General features: G+C 65.3%; 17 protein-coding genes. 9 read left to right on the forward strand and 8 right to left on the reverse strand.

The window, feature by feature from the left end; genetic code table 11:
* Window positions 1-25: 25 nt before the first annotated feature.
* Window positions 26-469, reverse strand: a complete 444-nt coding sequence (trxC, locus tag C7455_RS15105; RefSeq protein ID WP_109669627.1) for a thioredoxin TrxC — start codon at window positions 467-469, stop codon at window positions 26-28.
* Window positions 470-636: 167 nt separating this feature from the next.
* On the opposite strand from trxC, the gene C7455_RS15110 reads away from it, so the two are divergent.
* Window positions 637-840 (forward strand): YgaP family membrane protein, encoded by a 204-nt coding sequence (locus C7455_RS15110; protein WP_109669629.1) that lies wholly within the window; start codon window positions 637-639, stop codon window positions 838-840.
* Window positions 841-873: 33 nt separating this feature from the next.
* Here the strand turns inward: C7455_RS15110 and C7455_RS15115 are convergent, their stop codons facing one another.
* Both C7455_RS15115 and ettA read right to left on the reverse strand, forming a co-directional pair.
* Window positions 874-1,935, reverse strand: a complete 1,062-nt coding sequence (locus tag C7455_RS15115; RefSeq protein ID WP_170119101.1) for an ATP-grasp fold amidoligase family protein — start codon at window positions 1,933-1,935, stop codon at window positions 874-876.
* Window positions 1,936-2,065: 130 nt separating this feature from the next.
* Complete coding sequence (gene ettA / locus C7455_RS15120) at window positions 2,066-3,721, reverse strand: energy-dependent translational throttle protein EttA (RefSeq protein ID WP_109669833.1); 1,656 nt, start codon at window positions 3,719-3,721, stop codon at window positions 2,066-2,068.
* A gap of 148 nt (window positions 3,722-3,869) precedes the next feature.
* Between ettA and C7455_RS15125 the strand changes: the two genes are divergently transcribed.
* The 3 genes from C7455_RS15125 (at window position 3,870) to C7455_RS15135 (ending at window position 6,598) form a co-directional block, all read left to right on the forward strand.
* Entirely contained in the window at window positions 3,870-4,466 is a 597-nt protein-coding gene (locus C7455_RS15125) for a nicotinate-nucleotide adenylyltransferase (protein ID WP_109669835.1), read from the forward strand.
* 211 nt (window positions 4,467-4,677) lie between these two features.
* The gene (gene dacB / locus C7455_RS15130; RefSeq protein ID WP_342767643.1) at window positions 4,678-6,078 is read left to right on the forward strand and encodes a D-alanyl-D-alanine carboxypeptidase/D-alanyl-D-alanine endopeptidase; all 1,401 of its coding nucleotides are present in this window, start codon (window positions 4,678-4,680) and stop codon (window positions 6,076-6,078) included.
* Between the two features lie 94 nt (window positions 6,079-6,172).
* Window positions 6,173-6,598 (forward strand): hypothetical protein, encoded by a 426-nt coding sequence (locus C7455_RS15135; protein WP_146200018.1) that lies wholly within the window; start codon window positions 6,173-6,175, stop codon window positions 6,596-6,598.
* Window positions 6,599-6,894: 296 nt separating this feature from the next.
* Here the strand turns inward: C7455_RS15135 and C7455_RS15145 are convergent, their stop codons facing one another.
* Together C7455_RS15145 and C7455_RS15150 are read right to left on the reverse strand one after the other, a co-directional pair.
* On the reverse strand, window positions 6,895-7,233 hold the full coding sequence (locus C7455_RS15145) for a cupin domain-containing protein (RefSeq protein ID WP_109669638.1): 339 nt from the start codon (window positions 7,231-7,233) through the stop codon (window positions 6,895-6,897).
* 532 nt (window positions 7,234-7,765) lie between these two features.
* The gene (locus C7455_RS15150; protein ID WP_109669640.1) at window positions 7,766-9,238 is read right to left on the reverse strand and encodes an ABC transporter substrate-binding protein; all 1,473 of its coding nucleotides are present in this window, start codon (window positions 9,236-9,238) and stop codon (window positions 7,766-7,768) included.
* Window positions 9,239-9,476: 238 nt separating this feature from the next.
* On the opposite strand from C7455_RS15150, the gene C7455_RS15155 reads away from it, so the two are divergent.
* Window positions 9,477-9,674, forward strand: coding sequence for a hypothetical protein (locus C7455_RS15155; RefSeq protein ID WP_109669641.1), 198 nt, complete (start codon window positions 9,477-9,479; stop codon window positions 9,672-9,674).
* Here C7455_RS15155 and C7455_RS15160 read toward each other — a convergent pair.
* Window positions 9,671-10,963, reverse strand: coding sequence for an acetylornithine deacetylase/succinyl-diaminopimelate desuccinylase family protein (locus tag C7455_RS15160; protein WP_109669643.1), 1,293 nt, complete (start codon window positions 10,961-10,963; stop codon window positions 9,671-9,673). The genes C7455_RS15155 and C7455_RS15160 overlap by 4 nt on opposite strands.
* A 100-nt stretch (window positions 10,964-11,063) precedes the next feature.
* Between C7455_RS15160 and C7455_RS15165 the strand changes: the two genes are divergently transcribed.
* Window positions 11,064-11,327, forward strand: coding sequence for a hypothetical protein (locus C7455_RS15165; protein WP_146200019.1), 264 nt, complete (start codon window positions 11,064-11,066; stop codon window positions 11,325-11,327).
* Window positions 11,328-11,339: 12 nt separating this feature from the next.
* Complete coding sequence (locus tag C7455_RS15170; protein WP_245904361.1) at window positions 11,340-11,978, forward strand: DUF1523 family protein; 639 nt, start codon at window positions 11,340-11,342, stop codon at window positions 11,976-11,978.
* A gap of 79 nt (window positions 11,979-12,057) precedes the next feature.
* Here the strand turns inward: C7455_RS15170 and C7455_RS15175 are convergent, their stop codons facing one another.
* Complete coding sequence (locus tag C7455_RS15175) at window positions 12,058-14,418, reverse strand: aldehyde dehydrogenase family protein (RefSeq protein ID WP_109669646.1); 2,361 nt, start codon at window positions 14,416-14,418, stop codon at window positions 12,058-12,060.
* A 7-nt stretch (window positions 14,419-14,425) separates the two neighbouring features.
* Entirely contained in the window at window positions 14,426-15,442 is a 1,017-nt protein-coding gene (deoC, locus tag C7455_RS15180) for a deoxyribose-phosphate aldolase (protein WP_425450649.1), read from the reverse strand.
* A gap of 120 nt (window positions 15,443-15,562) precedes the next feature.
* Here deoC and rpe point away from each other — a divergent pair, with 120 nt between their 5' ends.
* Both rpe and C7455_RS15190 read left to right on the forward strand, forming a co-directional pair.
* Window positions 15,563-16,240, forward strand: a complete 678-nt coding sequence (rpe, locus tag C7455_RS15185; RefSeq protein WP_109669648.1) for a ribulose-phosphate 3-epimerase — start codon at window positions 15,563-15,565, stop codon at window positions 16,238-16,240.
* Between the two features lie 147 nt (window positions 16,241-16,387).
* Window positions 16,388-18,595: an NADP-dependent isocitrate dehydrogenase gene (locus tag C7455_RS15190; protein ID WP_109669649.1), complete on the forward strand. Its 2,208-nt coding sequence runs from the start codon at window positions 16,388-16,390 to the stop codon at window positions 18,593-18,595.
* Window positions 18,596-18,662: the final 67 nt, after the last annotated feature.

Consider the following 18,662-nt stretch of genomic DNA (forward strand, 5'->3'; position numbering starts at 1 on the left):
CGTGGGTGGGGCGGGTCCCCGGCCCTCAACTGGCGCGGCGCTGGCCGTTCTGCCGCACGAAGGCTTCGATTTCCGCAGCCGGACGCGCCCCGGTCAGACGCCCGACCTCGTGCCCGCCCCTGAACAGGATCAGGAGCGGGATGCCCCGGATGCCGTAGCGTTGGGACGCGTCGCCATGGACCTGCGTGTTGACCTTGGCCAGCCGCGCCTGCGGGGCCAGCGCCTGTGCGGCCTTGGCGAATTCGGGGGCCATCGCGCGGCAGGGCCCGCACCATGGGGCCCAGAAATCCACCAACAAGGGCAGGGTGTCCTTCAACTCGGCCTTGCGCAGGGTGGCGGTGTCGATCTCATGGACCTTTGGCTCGACCAGTTTCGCGCCGCAGGTGCCGCATTTGGGATGGGCGGTCAGGCGCTCGGCGGGAACCCGGTTGACGGTGCCGCAGTCAAAGCAGGTGATATGTTGAGACATGGGGTGCTGGCCCTTTGTGTGACATTGCCAATGATCTGGGGCTGTGTATTGCGCTGCGCAAGCCCCCGGCCTGCGGCACTGGGGCGCTTGCGGTTGACCCTGTCAATATCCGATCCTCTCGTAGACGGCGGGCGCGGACGCCCGCCCGCGCAACAGGAGACCGCCCGATGAGCCTTGACCGTGCCGTGCTGGCCTTTGCCGGAGTGATGATCCTCTTGAGCGTGGTGCTGACCGCCTTTGTCAGCCCGCTCTTTGTCTGGTTCACCGTGTTCATCGGCCTGAACATGCTGCAATCGGCCTTCACCGGCTGGTGCCCCGCGGCGCTTGTGTTCAAAAGGCTGGGCGTGAAGGAAGGGTGCGCCTTCCGGTAAAGCCGCTCATGCACCCAAGGCCCAAGGGCCACGTCAGGCCGTGACCATCGGGGGCGCTGCCGTGATGCGAGACATCGACGGCAAAGGCTTGAACCGGGGATAGTGCCCCCGGTTGAAGTCCGTGATCCCTTGGCCAAGCCACGGCGGCTGCCATGCGGCCCCCAGCCGTTCGTCCAGTTCCGCAGACCGGATCGGGCGCGTGGCCCCGTTGGGCACCATCCCGATCTCGCCCAGATAGACGCGGTCGTCCTTGAGGAAGAAGTCGACTCGGATGAAATCGAAGCTCTGGCCGATGGCCTCTGCGACCTCGATCATCGTATCCAGCTGCGGCGGCATCTCGACCGGCGGGCCGCTGTCGAAGAACAGCTCCACCGGAAGGAAGGTGCCGTCGCGGTCGTAGAGCGTCTGGATATGGTTGGCGCTGCGGTCGATGTCGACCTGAAACACCTCGACCCGGCCGTTGCAGACAAAGAACTTCCAGTCGGGCGCATCGCGCATGGCACTGCCCAGATGCTCTTCGACAAAGACCTGCCGTTTGATCCTTTCATACCACCACAGCGACAGCCGGGGCTGGTGCGGATCAGCAAGCCAGCGCCCGGTCAGGCGCGTCAGGCGGCGCCCGGTCAGGCGCGTCAGGCGGCGCCGGGTCTGGGCGTCCATCGGCAAGGTGATCGGCCGATGCGTCGACCAGCCATGGTTCGACTTGAAATAGTAGCGCCCGGGCGGCAGCGCGTCATCGGCGGGCACCTCGGGCCGGTCGCTGATCCAGTAGCGGTCGGGCAGCGTGACCAGATGGCGATGGCTTTCGGGCACGAAACACGAGGCCAGCAGCTTGTCGCTGGGGACAGGGTCGATGGGGACGAGGCCGAAGAATTTGAAGAGCAGCTGTTTCTGGGTGAAGCCCTTGGGGTCGATCAGGTTTGGCTCGAACCCGTGATGGTGGGCGAAAACCTTGCAGGACTGGCGGAATTTTTCCTCCCAGCCGTCCAGCACGTCTATTCCGCGCGCGAAGCGTGCGGGGACAGCCACCTCGATCCCGTGAAGCCCACGATCGCGGATTTCCGCGATCGCGGCCTTGATGGTGCCTTTCGACATATCTGCCCCCTCACCCATCTGCTCGGGGACAATTTGCAGATCGTGTCAGTCCCTGTCGAGCGGGCCGCCCCAAGGCGGCACCGCAGCGATGCACGAAAGACTCAGCGGTGCGCCCTGAGGCGCACCATGCTCAGCGGCTGAACTTCTTGTGCTTCAACCGTTTGGGTTCGACCGCGTCGGGGCCGAGGCGGCGCTTCTTGTCTTCTTCGTAGTCCTCGAAGTTGCCCTCGAACCATTCCACATGCGCCTCGCCCTCGAAGGCGAGGATATGGGTGCAGAGCCGGTCGAGGAAAAAGCGGTCGTGGCTGATGATGACGGCGCAGCCTGCGAAATCCTCCAGCGCATCTTCCAGCGCGCGGAGCGTTTCGACGTCCAGATCGTTGGTCGGCTCGTCAAGCAGCAGCACGTTGCCGCCCTCCTTGAGCAGCCTGGCCATGTGGACCCGGTTGCGTTCGCCCCCCGACAGCAGGCCGACCTTTTTCTGCTGGTCGGTTCCCTTGAAGTTGAAGGCCCCGCAATAGGCGCGGGAATTGATTTCGGTGTCACCAAGCTTGATCAGTTCCGCACCGCCCGAGATCGCCTCCCAGACGTTGTCGTCCTTGTTGAGGTCGTCGCGCGACTGGTCGACATAGGACAGCTTCACCGTGTTGCCGAGCTCGACCGTGCCTTCGTCAGGTTGTTCCTGTCCGGTGATCATCTTGAACAGCGTGGATTTCCCCGCGCCGTTGGGGCCGATCACGCCCACGATGCCGCCGGGCGGGATCGAGAAGGACAGGTTTTCGATCAAGAGCTTGTCGCCCATGTGTTTCTTGAGGTTCGTGACCTCGATCACCTTGGACCCAAGGCGTTCGCCATGGGGGATGACGATCTGGGCCTTGCCGACGCGTTCCTTAAGACTCTGGTCGGCAAGCTTTTCGTAGGACGAGATACGCGCCTTGGATTTGGCCTGACGCGCCTTGGCGCCCTGACGGATCCATTCCAGTTCGCGTTCCAGCGTCTTTTGCTTGGCCTTGTCCTCGCGGGCTTCTTGCGCCAGGCGCTTGGCCTTTTGGTCGAGCCACGAGGAATAATTGCCCTCGTAGGGGATGCCGCGACCACGGTCGAGTTCAAGGATCCAGCCGGTGATCGAATCAAGGAAATAGCGGTCGTGGGTGACGATCAGGATCGTGCCCTTGTAGTCGATCAGGTGCTGTTGCAGCCAGGCGATGGTTTCGGCGTCGAGGTGGTTGGTCGGTTCATCCAGCAGCAGCATCTCGGGCGCATCCAGCAGCAGCTGGCACAGCGCCACGCGGCGGCGTTCGCCGCCCGACAGCGTGGTGACATCGGCATTGTCATCGGGGCAGCGCAGCGCCTCCATCGCGATGTCGATCTGGTTGTCGAGTTCCCACAGGTTTTCGGCGTCGATCTGGTCTTGCAGGGATGCCATTTCGTCGGCGGTCTCGTCCGAGTAGTTCATCGCCAGCTCGTTGTATTTGTCGAGGATGGCCTTTTTGGCGGCGACACCCAGCATGACGTTTTCGCGCACGGTCAGGTGCGGTTCGAGATGCGGTTCCTGCGGCAGGTAGCCGACGCGCGCGCCTTCTGCGACCCAGGCCTCGCCCTGAAAATCCTTGTCCATGCCGGCCATGATCCGCATCAGGGTCGACTTGCCCGAGCCGTTGACGCCGACAACACCGATCTTCACGCCGGGCAGGAAGTTCAGCTTGATGTTTTCAAAGCATTTCTTGCCACCCGGATAGGTCTTGGAAACGCCATCCATGTGGTAGACATATTGATAGGAGGCCATGTGCCGCTCCGTTCCGGTGATGCGTGGTTTGAACGCCATGTAAGCCTTTGGGCGGCGATGGGCAATCGGGGGCGGGCGGTGGCGTTGACTTGACCCGCGCGACACCCCATCAAGGCACGCCATGCCCTTGTAAAAGGCCCACGTGCCCTTGCGATCCGATCTGCCCCTAGCGCTGCCCGGCCAGACCATCGGTCTGTTCGGTGGTTCCTTCGACCCGCCGCATGCTGGTCATCTGCATGTCAGCCGCGAGGCGCTGAAACGGTTCGGGCTCGACCGGGTGTGGTGGCTGGTCAGCCCTGGAAATCCGCTGAAGACCAATGGGCCGGCGCCGCTCGATCGCCGGATGGCGGCCGCGCACGCGCTGGTCACGCATCCGCGCATCGAGGTGACCGACATCGAGGCGCGGATCGGCACGCGCTACACGGCCCAGACGCTCGATCGGCTGATCTCGCTTTACCCCGGTGTGCGCTTCGTCTGGCTCATGGGGGCCGACAATCTGGCGCAGTTCCATCGTTGGCAACGCTGGGACTGGATCATGCGGACCGTGCCGATCGGCGTTCTGGCCCGCCCCGGTCAACGGATTTCGGCCCGAACCGCCAAGGCTGCGCAGATTTTCGCGGCGCAGAAACTGCCTGCAAGCCACGCCCCGCTTTTGGCGCGCGCCCGCGCGCCCGTCTGGTGCTTTCTGAACCTTCCCATGGTCGACCTGTCGTCCAGCGCGATCCGCGCCCGGGGGGATTGGTAGAGCCCCCGCTATCCCCTTGCACCGCGTCAGAAAAACAGCCGCTCACACAGCTGTGAGATGGCGAATCCCTTGAGTGCGCCCACGCGCTGAGGTTTAGTCGGCGGTGATTTGAACCAGATGGCCTTTTTTGATGCAGTCACGACGCGCATTTCTGACATGTGCCGCAGGGCTTGTGGCTGCGCCTGCCTTGGGTGGAGCGCCCGAGACATCCTTGAGGCCGATCCTTCGCCCCGAAGGCTTCTTTCGCCGCGCGATCCCGACAGGGGTCGATCTGGTCGCACAGGCGCGGCTTGGCGGGCGTGTCGGCTATGCGGTCGCGGATGCCGCCACGGGCCAGATCCTCGAGGTGATGCATCCCTATTACGCCTTGCCGCCCGCCAGCGTCGCCAAGGCGGTGACCTGCGCCTACGCGCTGGACCGGCTGGGGCCGGGCTACCGGTTCCGCACCCGGATCGTGGCCGATGGCACCATGGCGGATGGTCGTCTGGACGGTGATCTGTGGCTGGTCGGCTCGGGGGACCCGCTGCTGGACACCGACACGCTGGCCGCAATGGCGGCCGAGCTGCGAAACCTTGGCTTGCGCGAGGTCACCGGGCGGCTGCTGCTGGCCGAAGGGGCCTTGCCGCAGATCTTTCAGATCGATTCCGAGCAGCCAGAGCATGTCGGCTACAACCCGGCGATCTCGGGGCTGAACCTGAATTTCAACCGCGTCCATTTCGAATGGGCACGGCAGTCAGGGGATTACGCCGTCACCATGGATGCCCGGTCCGAGGCCTTGCGACCGCAGGTGCAGATTGCCCGCATGCGGATCGAGGATCGCAGCGATCCGGTCTATACCTATGCGCAGGTGGAAGGGCGCGATCACTGGACCGTCGCGCGCGGTGCGCTGGGCGATCAGGGTGCGCGCTGGCTGCCGGTGCGCAGGCCCGGTGCTTATGTCGCCGAAGTGTTCGAGACCTTGGCCCGCGCCAACGGCCTGACCTTTCGGGGCGTCGAACTGGCCGATGCCCCGCCCGAGGCACCGACGGTTCTCGTGGAACATGTCAGCGAGCCGATGGAGGAGATCTTGCGCGGCATGATGCGCTGGTCGACCAACCTGACGGCCGAGGTGGTGGGGCTGTTGGCCACGCAGGCGGGCGGGACAAGGCCCGGGGACCTGAGGTCCTCGGCCGATGCGATGTCCGTCTGGATGCGCGACCAGCTGGGCGCGCGGCAGGCGCAGTTCGTCGATCACTCTGGCCTTGGCGATCAAAGCCGTCTCAGGCCGCATGACATGGTGGCGGCCCTTGTCAGCGCCGGGCCGAACGGCATGCTGCGCCGCTTGATGCGCGACATCCCGATGCGCGATGCGCAAGGAAACCTCCGCGAGAACCACTTCGTCGAAGTGGTGGCCAAGACCGGCACGCTGAATTTCGTCAGCACGCTGGCAGGCTATGCCCGGACCCGGACGGGCCGCGACATGGCCTTTGCGATCTTTTGCGGCGATGTCGATCGGCGCGCGGCGCTGAGTGTGGCCCAGCGCGAACGGCCCGATGGTGGGCGCGACTACAGTGCCCGCGCGCGGCGTCTGCAGCAGCAATTGGTCGACCGCTGGGCCATCATGTACGGATGATCGGCCGTCGTCATCGCAGTGACTCAGAATTGTCACGCCACTTTCACCGATCTGGGTCACGAGACAGGTGCCGCACCCCGTACGGAGCCTGGGAATGCTAATTCGCAAGCCGATTGTGACTTTTGGCATTGACGTGATCCCGGCCGGTGCCGGGCTGGAGCAGGATTTCGATCCGTTGCCGGGCTTTGCCATGGCGCTGAAAATGGCCCGTCATTCCGAACCGCAATGGGTTGACGGGACCTTGAACGGAGACATCCGCGAAGAGCGGTCCGTGAACATGGGCGTGGTGTCCGAGGGCGGGGATGCCGCCAACGTCTGCGGCGTGGCGGTGACGGCCCTGCAGGCCAAGCGCGACGCGGTCATCGGCCCTGACGAAATGACCGCGACCGGTGGGCATGTGCTGGACACGGTCGGCGGTCTGGCCATCGCGGCCGATGTCATGATCTGGCTCTCGACCGACGTCGACGAGGTCGTCTTCCGTTCGGGTCGGACGATGCCTTCCGCGAGCCCGCCGATGTGACGGCGACACGGCATTTCAGCCCCGCATTTCAAGGCGCGTATTTCAGCACGAAACAGACCCCTGCGGCCCGTCCGCAGGGGTTTTTCGATTTCGCCACGAACGTGCGAACAGTCTCCGACATGCTGCCGTTGCCCACCCAAAAAGCAAATGGCGCAGGGACAAGCATGCGACGCATCAGTCACGACACCCCTGGTAAGGAAGACCGCAAGCTTCAAGCCGCCGCGCAGGCATTGGGGATGTTGGCTGTCGCGCTTTTCTGGGTCTCTGACTTGCCGTGATCATCCTGAGGCGATCGTTCAAAGGCGGATCACGAAATCCTTGGTCGTGGTCTCGACCACGTCCCATGTTCCGGTGAAACCCGGACGGATGACCCAGGCATCGCCTGCCACCAGGCGGATCGGCGCGCCGCCGTCGCGTGTCAGGATCGACACGCCTTCAGTCAAGCGGAAGTACTCCCACTCATCATAGATAACGCGCCATGTGCCCGGCGTGGATTGCCATACGCCGCACCACAGTCCCGGTGCCTCGTCGGTCAGCCATGTGCGATGTTCGGGATCGCCCGCGATAAGCCGCGCGGGATCAGGTCGCGAGACCTCGGGTTGGCCATCGGGCCGGACGGGGCGGACGAACGACATGGGATCAGCCTTGAAGCGGGCGCAGGACGCCTGTTGAACTCTTGCGGTAGCGGCTGGCCCCAGCGTTGGTCAAGCGTGGTCAGCCGCGCGACTTGCAACCCACCAAGGACCGGCGTGACACAGACTTGATGCGCTGGTCCGGTCAGGCCTGGGTCGAGCCGGATGTTGCGGTCAATTTCGATCTCGGCAAGGTGCACGCCTCCCGCTGACAGGGCAGCTGTCGCAATCGCCCCGGTTGTGGTGTAAAGGCAGCCGTCGCCGCGATCGCAGGCCTCGTAATCCAGCGTCAACGGGCTGGACTAGACTGGGTCCATTCCGTCGCCCGTGATCCGCAGGGGCAGGTAGCGCGGCACGGCCAAGTCGAGCCAGGGCTATGCTGCCAGCACGAAATCGCCATGCGGCAGCGGGTCGGCAAAGCTTGTAAAGCCCGACAGGCCAGCAAAAGCGACAGCAAGACTGCGTGTCATGGCCGCGCTTCGGTTTCTCATCCGGGTCAAGACCTCGCCGAGGGACCCACCCCGGCGAGGGGAAGTCACTGGGTCCAGCGCACACCAGTCAGGTCATTGGCCTGTGTGGGCGAGTTTTCCCATAGGCCTTCGATGCTGGCATTGGCGACGCCCGTCTTGGCCAGCTGGAAGAGGTAGCCATTGACATAGTCAGCCGCGATCATCTGTTGCATTTCGGCCAAGAGGGCTGACCGTGCCTCGGGTGCGGTGGTGCGCGCCAGCTCGTCGTTCAACGCCACGAATTCGGGCCGCGCATACTGGAAGTAATAGTCTTCGCGGGCGTAGATGCCGATGTCCATCGGCTCGGTGTGGCTGATGATCGTCAGGTCGAAATCACGGCCCCGGAACACCCGTTCCAGCCAGTCGGCCCATTCCATGTTGGTGATCTCGGTCTCGATCCCCACCTCGCGCAATTGCGCCGCGATGATCTCGCCGCCACGGCGCGCGTAAGCGGGCGGCGGCAGGGCCAGCCGCAGGGTCAGCCCGCCCGGCGCGGCCTCGGCCAGCAGGGCGCGCGCGGTGTCCGGGTCGAAGGCCGATTGGCCGGTCAGGTCGACATAATCAGGGTGATGGGGCGCGAAATGTGTGCCGATGGGCGTGCCATAGCCGAACATCGCCCCGTCGATGATGTCTTGCCGGTTGATGGCATGCGTGATCGCCTGCCTTATACGGATGTCGTCCAGCGGGCCGGCGCCGTTGTTCATCGCCAGAATCGTTTCGCCCTCGGTCGAGCCGACGATGACGGAAAACCGCGGATCGGCCTCGAACTGCGCCAGCGTCTCGGTGGCGGGAAAGTTCGGAAAGGCATCGACATCGCCCGCCATCATGGCGGCAAAGGCGGCATTCGGATCTGTAATGAATCGGAAGGTCACGGCCTCGAGCGCCACGGGGTCACCCCAATAGGCGTCGTTGCGGACCAGATCCACCCGGTCGCCCTGCGCCCAGTTGGCAAAGCGGAACGGGCCGGTGCCGACGGGGTTGGTCGCGTTCGTCTCGGCGCTTTCGGGGGCCACGATCACGGCATCCCCCCAGGCCATGTCGAAGGGAAAGGCCCCGTCCGGCCCGTCTAGCGTGACCACCACGGTCAGATCATCGGGCGCGTCCACGCTGACGATATTGGCGAACAATCCGGGCTGGGCATTGGTCGATCCCTCGGCGCGCGCGCGATCGAGGGTAAAGACCACATCCTCGGCCGTCATCGCGCTGCCGTCATGGAAGGTGACGCCCGCGCGCAAGGTAAAGGTGTAGGTCGCACCATCCTCGGACACGGTCCAGCTTTCGGCCAAGGCAGGCAGGATCGCCCCGTCGGGGCCAAAGCGTGTCAGCCCCTCGAAGACATTGGCATAGACCACCTCGTCGATGGCGGCGGCCGCGCCCGAGGTCGGGTCAAGGTTCGGCGGTTCCAGCACCATGCCGATCGAGATGTCGGTCTGCTGCGCCAGCGCCGACCCGGCGCAGAGCGCCCAGATCGCCACGCCCCGGCGAAGGTGATGGATCATGATCTGTCTCTCCCTGGAGGTGTTCCTGCCCGCATCATGGCGGTGCCGGAAGAAAAAATCCCGCAAAAAATGCCATGCATCGGCTGGCGATTGCCCTCTCCGGCCCGCGTTGCGGCATGACCGTCAAAGCCGCCGCCGCGGGCGAAACGGTGTCGCAGTTTCATCAAACGTTAACACGCGATTGCCGAATCGCGCTATCGGCTTCATCCATAGATAGAAGCGGACGCTTGGGGGACACATGCGGTTGCCGAATTCCAACGACATCTTGTCGATCGCGCCCGATGCGGTGGGCGATTTTATCATGCAGCATGCGAGCGAAAAGACCTTGAGCCGTCTGGTCAAGGGCCTGAACGAGGACCTTCTCGAGGGTGACGAGACCGCCAGCGCCATGGCAGAACGCGCCTTGGGTCATCTGGGTCTGATGGTGCGCGGCTAAGAGACCCTGTCCGGCACCAGCAATTCGGCCAGCGTCAACGCCATGACCTTTGCACTGTCGACCATGTCGCGCACGCCCACCCATTCATCGGGCTGATGCGCCAGATCCAGAATGCCCGGTCCATAGGCGATGCAGTTCTTCAGCCGCCCGATCCGGTCGATATGTTTCTGGTCATAGGTGCCGGGGGAGACCACGAAGTCTGCCTGCCGGTGCAGCACCCGCTCGATCGCGGCGGCGACCGTCTTGACGATGGGCGCATCGCGTTCAGTCATCACAGGCTGCACTTCGAACAGGTCGCGCACCTCGTAGGCAAAACCGGGACGGCGGGCGCGCACGCGCTCCATCATCGCGGTGATCTCGGCCTTCACCTCGGTGATATCCTCTTCGATCAGGAAACGGCGGTCGATGGTGATGCGGCAACGGTCGGGCACGCAAGGGGCGGGCAGGCCGGTGTAATCCGCGTCCTGCACCGGCTCGCCGCCGTGAATCGCGTTGATGTTGAGCGTCGATTGCTTCGCGCCTTCGGGCACGACCGGCATGGTCGTGCGTTTGCCTGCCAGCAGCGGGAACAGCGTCGCCTCCATCTCGGCCAGAACGGCCCCCATGTGGCGCACGGCGCAATCGCCCAGAAACGGCATCGAGCCATGGGCGATGCGGCCTTGCGTCTCGATCTCGGCCCACCAGACGCCGCGATGGCCAAGGCAGATCCGGTCCTTGTTCAGCGGCTCCGGGATGATGACATGCTGCACGCGCGCCGGGTCGAAATACCCCCGTTCCGCCAGCCATGCGACGCCGCCATAGCCGCCCGATTCCTCATCGGCCGTCGCGCTGATCTCGATCGCGCCCGCGAACTCGGGGCAGACCTCCAAAAAGGCCTCGGCGGCGATGATGCTGGCCGCAAGCCCGCCCTTCATGTCGCAGGCCCCGCGCCCGTAGACGCGACCATCCCGCAACGCGCCGCCGAAAGGGTCGACGCTCCAGCCATGCCCGGCCTCGACCACGTCGTGATGGCTGTTGAAATGCACGCAATCGCCGGGCCGCCCCCCCTCGCGCCGCGCGACAAGGTTCCAGCGCGGATAGAGATCGCTGTCGGCGGGGGCGCCATGGGCGCGTATCATCTCGACCGCAAAGCCGGATCCCGCCAGCCGCGCGGCCAGCATCTCGCAGATCTCAAGGTAGTTGCGCCCCGGCGGGTTCAGCGTGGGGATGCGGATCAGATCCTGCGTCAGCGCGACCAGATCGTCCTCGCGCGCCTCGATGGCCGCGATCAGCCTCGTGTCATTCCCCATGACCCACAGACTGCGACGTCCTTTGCATGACCGCAAGCCCTGCCAATTCGCCGCACAATCCCCTATATGGGAAGCGGAGCAAGAAAACGGGGTGAACCGCATGATCCTTGGGCTTGGACGGATGCTGCTGATGATGCTGGTCCTTCTGACTGTCGTCTATGTCAGCCTGTTTCTCTACTGGCGCGCGGGCGTGCGGATGCGGCTGGAAGAGGATTGGGTGATGCAGGGCCGCCCCGGCGACCGCGACGACTGGATCGAGGACCGCATCGCCCCAACCGCGCGACGCATCCGCACATGGCTGATCTTTCTCGTCTACGTGCTGCCCATCGCGGGTCTGTCCCTGTATATCTATCTCACGAATTAAGGAGCGCGCCCCATGCGCTGGCCCCGGATCATCTTCATCGCCCTGCTCGTCCTGATCTTCGGGGCCTTCCTGCATTACACCCTGCCGCAGCGCGACATCGTGCGGATCACCGGAACCGAGATCATCCGGCAGGATTTTTCGGGGCTCAACCGCATCTTCTACGCGCAAGGTGACAGCGGCAACGCCCAGCCCGACAGCCGCGACCTGCGCCTGATCAACGCCGTCTTCCCCGACAGGGTGAACGAGGCGGGCGAGGTGACGCGCGCGGGGTCCGTGATGGTCTACCGCAACGAGGATACGGGCTTTGGCTGGCCGCCCTATTTCAAGCTCGACAGCGCCGATCTGCATGCCGAGGCCTCGAACCTGACCTCGACCGGGGCAGACCCGCGCTGGGTGGCGATCACCCATTACGGCTGGCGCTCGCGGCTGCTCACGACCTATCCCAACGCCGTCGAAATCCGGCTGGTTGACGGGCCGGACGTGACGCTGATCCCGTGGCTCAGCATCTTGATCTTGCTGGGTCTGGCCTTTGTCGCCTTCATGGCTTGGCGCATCTGGGAAAGATTCGAAGACCGCGTGATCGACCCGATCCGGGATCGGCTGGCCGTGCAATGGGCCAAGCTCAAGGATCGCGCCGCCGGTCGCGGCTGATCGTGACCAGAGCTTCTTCGTTTCAAAAATATCCCCGCCGGAGGCATCCCGCATCCTGCCACAGGTCGCGTCGGTTGCCTTATTCGCCGTAGGGCACCCAGATCGTGCGCACCTCGGTCGCCTGATCGAGGAACGCGCGCCCCTCGGCGTTGCGCGCCAACCAGTCGGGCGCATCGCTGTTGATCCATGTCCGCTTGAGGTTGCCGCTCGAGGCCGCCTCCAGCCGCGCCGCATCGACCCCGCCCGCGAAACTCCACAGCGCGTCGACATCGGCATGCGCGGCCAGCGTCTGGCCCAGATCCTGCACATCGCCGGTCACCATGTTGACCACCCCGCCCGGCAGATCCGAGGTGTCGAGCACCTGGTAGAGGTCGGTCGCCGCCAGCGGATAGGCGCGCGAGGGCACCACCACCACCCGGTTGCCCATGGCGATGGCAGGCGCGAACAGCGACACCAGACCCAAAAGCGGTGCCTCGTCGGGCGCCAGCGCTCCGATCACGCCCACAGGCTCGCGCATCGCCAGCGCCACGCCCCGGATCGGCACCTGCGCCACGCGCCCGTCCATCTTGTCGGCCCAGGCGGCATAGCTGAACAGCCGCTCGATCGTGGCGGCGACTTCGGCCTCGGCTCTGGCCTGCGCACAGGCGGTCAGGTCGCGCAGGCGGCGGGCAAATTCGTCGCCGCGCGCCGACAGGTTTTCGGCGATGAAATACAGCACCTGCGCCCGGTTGTGCGCGGTCGCCTTGGCCCAGCCGCCTGCACCCCGCGCCGCCTCGACCGCGTTGCGGATGTCCTTGCGGTTGCCGATGCCTGCATGGCCCAGCAGCTTGCCGCGCCTCGACCAGATGGCTTGCGAATAGCCGCCATCGGGGCGGGCCTGCTTGCCGCCGATGTACAGCTTTGCGGTGCGGTCAATGCCGGGGGCCTCGGGGGCCGTCGATGCCTCAGGCGCGGGGAAGGGGGCGATGGGCCTGATCGGCGCCTGCTTGGCCGTAGGCTTGAGATAGGCCGAAAGCCCCTCCCAGCCGCCTTCGCGCCCGAACCCGCTTTCGCGCACCCCGCCAAAGGGGGCGGCCGCGTCGAACAGGTTGGTGGCATTCACCCAGACCACGCCCGCCGCCAGTTTCGGCGCGATATCGAGCGCAAGGTTGAGGTTTTCCGTCCAGAGCGTCGCGGCCAGCCCGTAGCGGGTGTTGTTGGCAATCTCGACCGCCTCAACCGGCGTGCGGAAGGTGGTGGACACCAGCACCGGGCCAAAGATTTCGTCCTGCATCAGGGGTGATGCCGTCGACAGGCCGGTGATCAGCGTGGGCGGGTAGAAGCAACCGCCGTCTGGCAGGGCGACAGGCGCGTGATGGGTCTGCCCTTCGGTATTGGCATCGACCATGCGTTTGATCGCGGCAAGCTGTACGGGGTCCACCAGCGCGCCCATGTCGATGCATTTGTCGAGCGGGTCGCCGACGCGCAGTTTCGCCATGCGGGCCTTGAGCCGCGTGTGGAAATCTCCCGCGATGCCTTCTTGCACCAAAAGCCGCGAGCCCGCGCAGCAGACTTGGCCCTGATTGAACCAGATGGCGTCGACCAGCCCTTCGATGGCGCTGTCGATATCGGCGTCGTCAAAGACGATGTAGGGGGATTTGCCGCCCAGTTCCAAGGTCAAGGACTTGCCCATGCCTGCGGTCTGTTCGCGGATGCGGCGGCCCACGGCGGTCGATCCGGTGAAGGCGATTTTCGCCGTGCCCGGATGGGTCACGATGGCCTCGCCCGTGCGCCCGTCGCCGGTGACGATGTTGACGACGCCTTTCGGCAACCCCGCCTCCTGACAGATCTGGCCGAACAACAAGGCTGTGAGCGAGGTGTATTCGGCGGGTTTCAGAACCACCGTGTTGCCTGCGGCCAGCGCCGGCGCGATCTTCCACGCCAACATCAGGAGCGGGAAGTTCCACGGGATCACCTGCCCGCAGACGCCAATGGGAGCGTGGCCGGGCAATTCCGCGTCGCGCAATTGGGCCAGCCCTGCGTGGTGGTAGAAATGCCGTTGCGCCAGCGGGATATCGATATCGCGCGCCTCGCGGACAGGCTTGCCGTTGTCGAGCGTTTCCAGCACCGCGAACAGGCGCGCATGTTTCTGCAACAGGCGGGCCAGCGCATAGAGATATTTCGCGCGCGCATGGCACGACAGTTTCGCCCATTTGGGAAAGGCTTTTGTCGCGGCCGCAATGGCGGCATCCACGTCATCTTGCGTGCCTTGGGTGATCTGCGCCAGCTCCACGCCCGTGGCGGGGTTGCGGGTGGCGAAGGTCTGGCCGGGGCGGGTGAAGCCCCCGTCGATGAAATGGCCAAAGGCCGGGCCGCGCGTGGCGATCCAGTCCAGCGCCTCGGCAGCACTTTCGGGGGCGGGGCCGTAGTCCATCGTCTCGAAGATCTCGCGGGTGGTCATGTTGTCCTCACGCCATCGGATGCCGCCAGCCCGCCGAATAGGCGCCGGTGACGTGGTGTTCGAGTTGCCGTTCGATATCGCCCAGAAGGCTTGAGGCGCCGAAGCGGAACAGGTCGGGGCGGAGCCAGTCGTCGCCCAGTTCTTCCTTCATCAGTGACAGATAGACCAGCGCGTCCTTGGCCTTGGAAATGCCGCCCGCGGGTTTGTAGCCGATCTTGATCCCCGTCGCGGCCTCATAGGCGCGGATGGCGCGGATCATCGTCAGCGAAACCGGCAGCGTGGCGTTGACGCCTTCCTTGCCGGTGGAGGTCTTGATGAAATCGGCCCCTGCCATCATGCAGACCAGCGAGGCGCGCGCGACATTGCGCAGCGTGCCAAGCTCGCCCGTGGCCAGGATCGCCTTCACATGCGCGGGCCCGCAGGCGGCCCGAAACTCCCGCATCTCGTCGTAAAGCGCCTGCCAGTCGCCGGTCAGGACATGACGGCGGGAGATGACGATGTCGATCTCTGCCGCGCCCGCCTTGACGCTTTCCCCGATCTCCTGCACCCGCAGGTGGTAGGGCGACAGGCCAGCCGGAAAGCCGGTGGAGACGGCGGCGACCGGGATGCCCGTGCCCGCCAGCGCCTCGACGGCCACTTCGACCATCTCGTGATAAACGCAGACAGCGCCCGTGGTGATGGCGGGCAGGCCAAGGGCCGACAGCAGATCGGCGCGCACCGGCTGGCGCGCCTTGGCGCAGAGCCGCCGCACGCGCCCCGCCGTGTCGTCGCCCGCCAGCGTCGTCAGGTCGATGCAGGTCACGGCGCGCGCCAGCCATGCCGCCTGATACGCCTTTTTCACCGTGCGCCGACCGGGCAGGGTGGCAGCCCGCCGTTCGATGGCCGACGTGTTGGCCTGCACCCGCGCGACCCAATCCAGATCGAGCGGCAGCCCCGGATTGCGCGGGCGGTGCAGTTGCGGCAGGTGGTCCTGCGCTGTGGTGTCGTGAGGCGCTGTCATGGCGGTATCGGCGGTCTGGGACATGGGCAAAACCGTGTCACGCGGCCCCACGCTTGGCAAGCGTGACCCGGCGGCGGGGATGGCCCCGTGACAGGGCGCGGCGAAGGGGCTAACAGGGCGGCGATTGCCAAAGGGGTGCCGCCGATGCCGTTCGACCGTTCCATCAAGATCGCGCCGTCGATCCTGTCTGCCGATTTCGCAAATTTTGGCGCCGAGATCCGCGCGATCGAGGATCAGGGCGCCGATTGGGTCCATGTCGATGTGATGGACGGGCATTTCGTGCCGAACCTGACCTTCGGACCCATGGCGGTCAAGGCGTTCCGCCCGCATGTGAAAACGGTGATGGATGTCCACCTGATGATCGCCCCCGTCGATCCCTCTATCGACGCCTATGCCGAGGCAGGCGCCGATGTGCTGACCGCCCATGTGGAGGCCGGGCCGCATATCCACCGCACGCTGCAGGCGATCCGCACGGCGGGCATGAAGGCGGGCGTGGCGCTGAACCCCGGCACGCCGGCCGAGGCGGTGGCGCATCTGATGGACCTGACCGATCTGGTCTGCGTGATGACGGTAAACCCCGGTTTCGGCGGGCAGAAATTCATCGACATGACGGCCAAGGTGCGCACCTTGCGCGACATGATCGGGGACCGCCCCATCCATATCGAGATCGACGGCGGGGTGGATGTCACGACCGCGCCGCTGGTTGTGGCGGCGGGGGCCGATGTGCTGGTTGCGGGCTCGGCCGTGTTCAAGGGCGGATCGGTCGACCGGGCACAGGTCTACGGCGCGAATATCGCGGCGATCCGGGCCGCCGTGGCCTGACCGCGCCGGCCGGGGCGCGCCCCTCTGCATCGCGCGCAAGCGTGGCGCGGCAACTGGGCGCGGGTCTTTTCGCCAGTGGGTGCTGGACGCGGCGGGTTTGGTGTACTATCGCATACCAAAATTCCTGAGCCTCCGAGGGACACCCCGATGACCGATCAGACCACGCCCGACATCATCTACACCAAGGTCGATGAAGCGCCCGAGCTTGCCTCGGCCTCGCTCCTGCCGATCATCCGCAGCTTTGCCGCCGCCGCCGACGTCAGCATCGGCACGCGCGACATCTCGCTGGCGGGCCGCGTTCTGGCGGCCTTTCCCGATCATCTGACCGAGGCGCAGCGCGTCACCGATGACCTCGCCATCCTTGGCGAACTGGTCAAGACGGCCGGTGCCAATGTCATCAAGCTGCCCAACATCTCGGCCTCGGAGCCGCAGTTGGTGGCGACGATCAAGGAACTGCAGGGGCAAGGGTATGCCATCCCCGATTACCCGGAAAACCCGGCGAGTGAGGCCGAAAAGGCCGCGCGCGCGAAATACGATGCGATCAAGGGCTCGGCGGTGAACCCGGTCCTGCGCGAAGGCAATTCCGACCGCCGCGCGGCCAAGGCTGTCAAGGCCTATGCACAGGCCAACCCGCACCGCATGGGCGACTGGTCCAAGGACAGCAAGACGCGCGTCGCCTCGATGCCCGGCGGCGATTTCCGCGCCAACGAGACCTCGTCCAGACTGCCTGCCGCCGCCAAGGCCAAGATCGTGCTGACCACCGCGGACGGTGTCGAGCATGTGCTCAAGGACGGCGTCAGCTACCCGGCAGGCACCGTCGTCGATGCGACCTACCTGAGCGCCAAGACATTGCAGGCCTTCCTTGCCGAGGAAATCGACCGCACCAAATCCGAGGGCGTGCTGTTCTCGCTGCACCTCAAGGCCACTATGATGAAGGTCAGCGACCCGATCATCTTCGGCCATGCCGTGCGCGCCTATCTGGCCCCCGTGTTCGACGCCTTTGGCGAGCGCATGGCGGCTTTGGGCGTCAACCCCAACTCGGGCCTTGGCGATCTGATGGAGCGGGTGAAGGGCGAGGCCGACATCATGGCCGCGATCGACGCTTGCATGGCCGACCGCCCGCCGCTCTACATGGTCGACAGTGACCGCGGGCTGACCAACCTGCATGTGCCCTCCGACGTGATCGTCGACGCCTCGATGCCGGCGCTGATCCGCGCGGGCGGCAAGGGATGGGGCCCGGACAACAAGGAACATGACGCCGTCTGCGTCATCCCCGACAATTCCTATGCCGCCGTCTATGACGAGACGATCAAGTTCTTCAAGGAACACGGCAAGATGAACCCGGCCACCGCCGGCACGGTCCAGAACCTTGGCCTGATGGCGCAGAAGGCCGAGGAATACGGCTCGCACCCCACCACCTTCGAGATGCCCGCCGATGGCGTGGTGCGCATGGTGCTGGAGGACGGCAGCGTCTTGCACGAGCACAAGGTGCAGAAGGGCGACATCTGGCGCTCGGCCAGTACGCGACAGGCGCCCATCGAGGATTGGGTGACGCTCGCCATCGAGCGTCAGGCGCTGACCGGCTATCGCTCGATCTTCTGGCTTGACGCAACGCGCGCGCATGACGCGCAGCTGATCGCCATGGTCAAGCCTATCCTCGAAGCCAAGGGCGTCGCCGACAAGTTCGAGATCATGGCCCCGCGCGAGGCGACGCGCGCCAGCTTCGAGACCATCACCAAGGGCGAGAACTGCATCGCGGTCACCGGCAACGTGCTGCGCGACTACCTGACGGACCTGTTCCCGATCCTCGAGCTTGCGACCTCGGCCAAGATGCTGTCGATCGTCAAGCTGATGCAGGGCGGCGGCATGTTCGAGACCGGCGCGGGCGGCTCGGCCCCCAAGCATGTCCAGCAGTTGCAGGCGGAAAACCACCTCCGCTGGGACAGCCTCGGGGAATTCTGCGCTTTGGGCGAAAGCTTCAAGTTCCTCGGCCAGACCAAGGGCAACACCAAGGCCATCGTTCTGGGGGACGCGGTCGATACGGCGACGCAAGGCGTGCTGGACCATGACCGTGGTCCGGGGCGCAAGCCGGGCGATCCCGACAACCGCGACAGCCACTACTGGTTCGCGCGCTACTGGGCGGAAGCCTTGGCAGCCCAGACCGAGGACGCCGAGCTTGCAGCCCATTTCGCCCCCATCGCGGCGGAACTGGCCGGCAAGGAGGCCGTGATCCTGGCCGAATTGCAGGCCGGTCGTGGCAAGGCCGTGGATCAGGGTGGCTACTACCACACCGATCCGGTCAAGACGGCGGCGATCATGCGCCCCTCGGCCACACTGAACGCGATCATCGGCTGAGCAAGGCCCGATCACGCCAAGCAGGGGCTCCGGAGAGATCCGGGGCCCTTTCTTGTTGACTGGCGTG

Source organism: Roseicyclus mahoneyensis, from assembly GCF_003148775.1.
GTDB lineage: Bacteria > Pseudomonadota > Alphaproteobacteria > Rhodobacterales > Rhodobacteraceae > Roseicyclus > Roseicyclus mahoneyensis.